This is a genomic window from Propionibacterium sp., from assembly GCF_047719395.1.
Classification (GTDB): domain Bacteria; phylum Actinomycetota; class Actinomycetes; order Propionibacteriales; family Propionibacteriaceae; genus Propionibacterium.
On sequence record NZ_JBDNTB010000104.1, the window covers coordinates 1 to 2,426 of the forward strand.

Below are 2,426 nucleotides of genomic sequence, written 5' to 3' on the forward strand. Positions count from 1 at the left end.
CCCGACACGCCAGCCAGACTCAACCCCCCGCTACACCCCGGATCGCGAAGAGCCCAGAATCTACGTGATGCCACAAATGACGAGAAAGGGCTTGAGGACGCAGTAGGCGACGCTCTCGAACTTCTAGGTTTTTCGGTTACTCGTCTTGGAGGTCCGACGCACGGAACAGACGGAATAGCCACTGCAAGGCTCGGAAAGCGTAGTAACGGCAGCGCATCTTACGCATTTACTTATGATGCAAAATCCACCAAGGACTCCGTCCGGGCGGTTCTTTCCAAAAACTCTTCCGAAGCTAGCGAGACGAACAAACCCGGCCATATAAGGGCAGACACAGCGCGTACCTCAATTCTTCGAGTTCATCGCGAAAAGGCTGCGAAAAAGCATGGCCTCGAGATCGCTCCAAGTTTTACGCTCCTGGTAGCACCGGATTTCCAAGGGGCCCTTGATGATGAAGGTCTGATTAACGAAGTATGCGTCAATGATGACATAACTGCGATAAGGGTCAGCGACTTGGCTCGGCTAGTTGAGCTGTTCGCGCTTCAGGGAATCAACCCGTCCGACCTTCGTTCACTGTTCGACACACGGAAGCCAGAAGACACGCGAGCCTGGGTCGATAGGCAATCTAAGCAAGCCCGAACTCCGCGTCCACCAGTGGCTGTGTTAGTTGAGACTCTAGTTGAGAACAGCGAGCGGAAAGCTCCCATAGTTTTTGAGAGCCTTGCAGCGTTCCTTGTGACAAAGGGATACGACATGGAGGTTGCCGAAATTGAGTCGCTCGTTCGCGGCCTTGCCGCACTTGCGCCGAAGTCTGTCTATACAGATGGACGTTATGTAGCGCTCAACGCCACTCCTGCTGCCTTGTATGCGGAGATTCGCGAATCACTCGATGTGTTTGATCCAGAGCTTGTAGCAGAGTACTTGGATACTGTACCGGGCGCTGACAACCAGTAAGAGCAGCTAGGGGTGCATGACTGAGAGCTTTCCTTTAGGACTGACTGGCGAATTTCATGCCAAAGGGAATTGAGGATGACGCCCGGATTTTTGCGCAGTTTTGAAGTGGTGGGAACACAGCCCGTCCCATGTGTACGATTTTCAATCGCTGAAAGAGAAAACCGATTGGAAAGCAGGTACGGGCTATGCCCAAGCATATTTTACAGGTGAACCAACCCATGTTCGAGACTCAATTGGATCGCATGGTGTCCCAGAAGGTCAACGAGATCCGTGGGCCGGATGCCGGACGCTTCAGGCCGACGAGATCACGGGTGCCGCCCGATATGAGCGTTCCGGTGGCGGGAAGGCGTATCGGGCCGGTCATTACGGGCGAGATCTGACCGTCAAGGCCGGGAAAATGACGGTGAGGGTGCCCAAGCTCAAGGGGGCGGTTTTCGAGTCGGCGGTCATCGAACGCTACCGGAGGCGGGAGGAGTCGGTCGAGGAAGCCCTGATCGACATGTATCTGGCGGGCGTGTCCACGCGTCGCGTCGATGACATCAGCCAGGCCTTGTGGGGCGAGCGGATGCCGTCGCAGACCCTGTCGGACCGGTTGAAGAAGGTATATGTCCGGATCGACCAGTGGCGGCAGCGCCCGTTGCAACGGCCCTACCCGTATGTGTTCATGGACGGCGTGTGGCACAAGCGTTCGTGGGGCGGGGCGGTCGAGAACGTGAGTGTGCTGGTTGCCATCGGCGTCGGGTTAGACGGGCACCGCGAGGTGATCGGCGTGGCGGAGGGATTGACAGGAGGACGCGACCAGCTGGCGGAACTTCATCGCTTCCCTGATCGCACGGGGGTCCGGGAGGCGTGCGGATGGCGGTCGGCGACCGATGCGCCGGACTGGTGAACACCGTCGGCGAACTGCTGCCCGAAGCCCGCTACCAACGCTGCATGGTGCATTCCATGCGCGGGCGTGCTCGCCAGGGCCGGCCCACGGCACACCCGATGGGCCGGCGACGCGCTCAAAGCGATCTTCGCCATGGAGTCACGCGAATCGGCGCCGGCCAAGGCCGAACAGGTCGCCTCCGAGATGGAGGAGCGGAAACTCAGGGAAGCCGCCAAGTGCCTGCGCGAGGGCATTAACGAAACCACCACGTACCTGCTGAACGACTATCCCGTCGAGCATCGTCGGCGTATCCGCACCAACAACATGATTCGGACGGTTGAACCGGGAGATCCGACGTCGGACCCGCGTCGTGGGCGCTTTCCCCGATGGTAGGAGCGCGTTGATGCTCATCACCGCTAGGATCCGATACGTCACCGACAACGACTGGTCCACCCGACGCTGCCTGGACATGTCCCGACTCGGCGACACCATACGGGAAGCGAACTGAAAACGCACACAGGAGACAAAACCCAAAGTGCGCAAGAACTCGGGTGAGGTGGACTGGGTTTTGTTCCCTGTGTTTTATTGGGTGACTGGTGTCACTTGT

1 protein-coding gene and 1 pseudogene are annotated in these 2,426 nt (G+C 58.4%); both read left to right on the forward strand.

Going from position 1 to position 2,426, the window contains the following annotated elements:
- Positions 1-951 (forward strand): hypothetical protein (locus tag ABF648_RS11970; RefSeq protein WP_415632474.1); only part of this gene is annotated, 951 nt, incomplete at its 5' end.
- A 185-nt stretch (positions 952-1,136) separates the two neighbouring features.
- Positions 1,137-2,327, forward strand: a pseudogene (locus tag ABF648_RS11975) (IS256 family transposase).
- The last annotated feature ends 99 nt before the right edge of the window (positions 2,328-2,426 follow it).